The sequence below is a fragment of the Pseudomonas sp. genome (assembly GCF_026224925.1).
Taxonomy (GTDB): Bacteria; Pseudomonadota; Gammaproteobacteria; order Pseudomonadales; family Pseudomonadaceae; genus Aquipseudomonas.
Genome location: NZ_JAMFRV010000661.1, coordinates 1 through 1,833, shown reverse-complemented (window position 1 = coordinate 1,833; position 1,833 = coordinate 1). Strand labels below are relative to the sequence as shown.

2 protein-coding genes are annotated in these 1,833 nt (G+C 57.6%); one reads left to right on the top strand and one right to left on the bottom strand.

The window, feature by feature from the left end; genetic code table 11:
* Window positions 1–823: alpha/beta fold hydrolase (locus M0974_RS27520; protein WP_297844634.1), on the bottom strand; the 823-nt coding region annotated here is incomplete at its 3' end.
* Window positions 824–1,022: 199 nt separating this feature from the next.
* Here M0974_RS27520 and M0974_RS27515 point away from each other — a divergent pair.
* Window positions 1,023–1,833: AMP-binding protein (locus M0974_RS27515; RefSeq protein ID WP_297844632.1), on the top strand; the 811-nt coding region annotated here is incomplete at its 3' end.

The following is a 1,833-nucleotide window of genomic DNA, read 5'->3' as shown; positions in this document are numbered from 1 at the left end:
CCGCTCCGACCGCCGTCGCCGCGAAAACCCGTGCGACACGGTACCGCCGGCGAAAGATCAGTACCAGAGTGGCGGCTCCGGCAACAGCGCCTATTATCAGCAGCGGCAGGCTTGGGTCGATCTGCGCGAGGTTCGTCGGTTTACTGATTTGCTGCAGCCCCGCCAGCAGGTCGATCCAAAATTGATTGGTGCAGCGAAAGCCGCACAGTGGATCATTGATGTAGTGGTCGACCTCTTGAGGGTCGCGGCTCAGCCAGTCGAACGCCGTGCGTATAGGTTTGAAGTGTTTGTTGAATGCCCCGAACGACAGCCACTCGATCAAGGCACTGCGTCCCGTGCCGCCTTGGCGCCAACGCTCCATACGCGCAATCACGCTGGCGCTGCGGTAGAGCGAAACGGGCTGAAAATTCGAGCCGCTGAGAATCGCCCCCTGCAAGCTGGCGCTGTGGTGCAACAGGTACGCTTGGGCAATGTAGCTGCCCATGCTATGGCCCATCAGAAAGACCGGAAGGGCAGGGTGCTTTTGCCTGATGTATTGGTTCAGGCTGGCGAGATCACCCACCACCTTGCTCCAGCCTTGGTCGTCCGCATAGTGCCCAAGAACGCCATGGGCGGCCGTTTTACCATGGCCGCGCTGGTCCGGAACGTAAAGCGCGAACCCGGCCTCGCTCAATGCTTCGCCGAACCGTTGGTAACGGCCTCCGTGTTCGGCCATGCCGTGGGACAGCATGACAACGGCTTTTGGGGTAATCGTCGGGTGCCAGTGATGGACGTAAAGTCGGCTGCGGTCACTGGCATCAAGCCAGAAGGCAGAGTGATTCATGGAAATTCCTTGTAACGCTATGACATCTATTAACCAGTGTAGGCCTATAGACAAATTGCAGTCCGACCACCCACAAGATTCACGCGGTTGATGACGCGTCGCACGGTATTTGCCTTGTGCGCGTTAACTGCTAACGTCCGGCAAGCCCCGCCTTGAATGCGGCGGGCCAGACACACTCAGGTAAGAGGACATAAAAACAATGCAACCTGATTTCTGGAACGATAAACGCCCCGCAGGCGTGCTGCCTGAGATAGACCTCAACGCGTACAAATCAATCGTCGAGGTGTTCGAGCGTTGCTGCAAGAAGTTCGCTGATCGCCCGGCCTTCAGCAATTTGGGGGTGACGCTGACGTATGCCGAGCTGGAACGCCACTCAGCCGCCTTCACCGCTTATTTGCAACAGCATACTGATTTGCAGCCTGGCGACCGCATCGCCGTGCAAATGCCCAACGTGCTGCAATACCCGATTGCTGTATTTGGGGCATTGCGTGCCGGGTTGATTGTGGTCAACACCAACCCGCTGTACACCGCTCGGGAAATGCGTCTGCAGTTCAAGGATTCCGGCGCTCGCGCATTGGTTTATCTGAACGTGTTCGGCAAGCTGGTGCAGGAAGTGCTGCCCGACACCGACATTCAGTACCTGATCGAAGTGAAAATGGGCGATCTGCAATCGGCAGCCAAGGGTTGGCTGATCAACACTGTGATCGATAAGGTCAAGAAGATGGTCCCGGCCTTTAATCTGCCCCAGGCAGTCTCGTTCAAAAGCGTATTGAAGCTGGGACGTGGTCACCCTTTGCAAGGGGTAAAACTTACCCTTGATGACATCGCCGTGTTGCAATACACCGGCGGCACCACCGGCCAGCCCAAAGGCGCAATGCTCAGCCATGGCAACTTGGTGGCCAACATGCAGCAGGTGCATGCCTGCTTCCTGCAGCACGGGCCAGATGGCGCGCCGATGTTCAAGGAGGGCGGCGAGGTGATGATCGCGCCGTTGCCGCTCTATCATATCT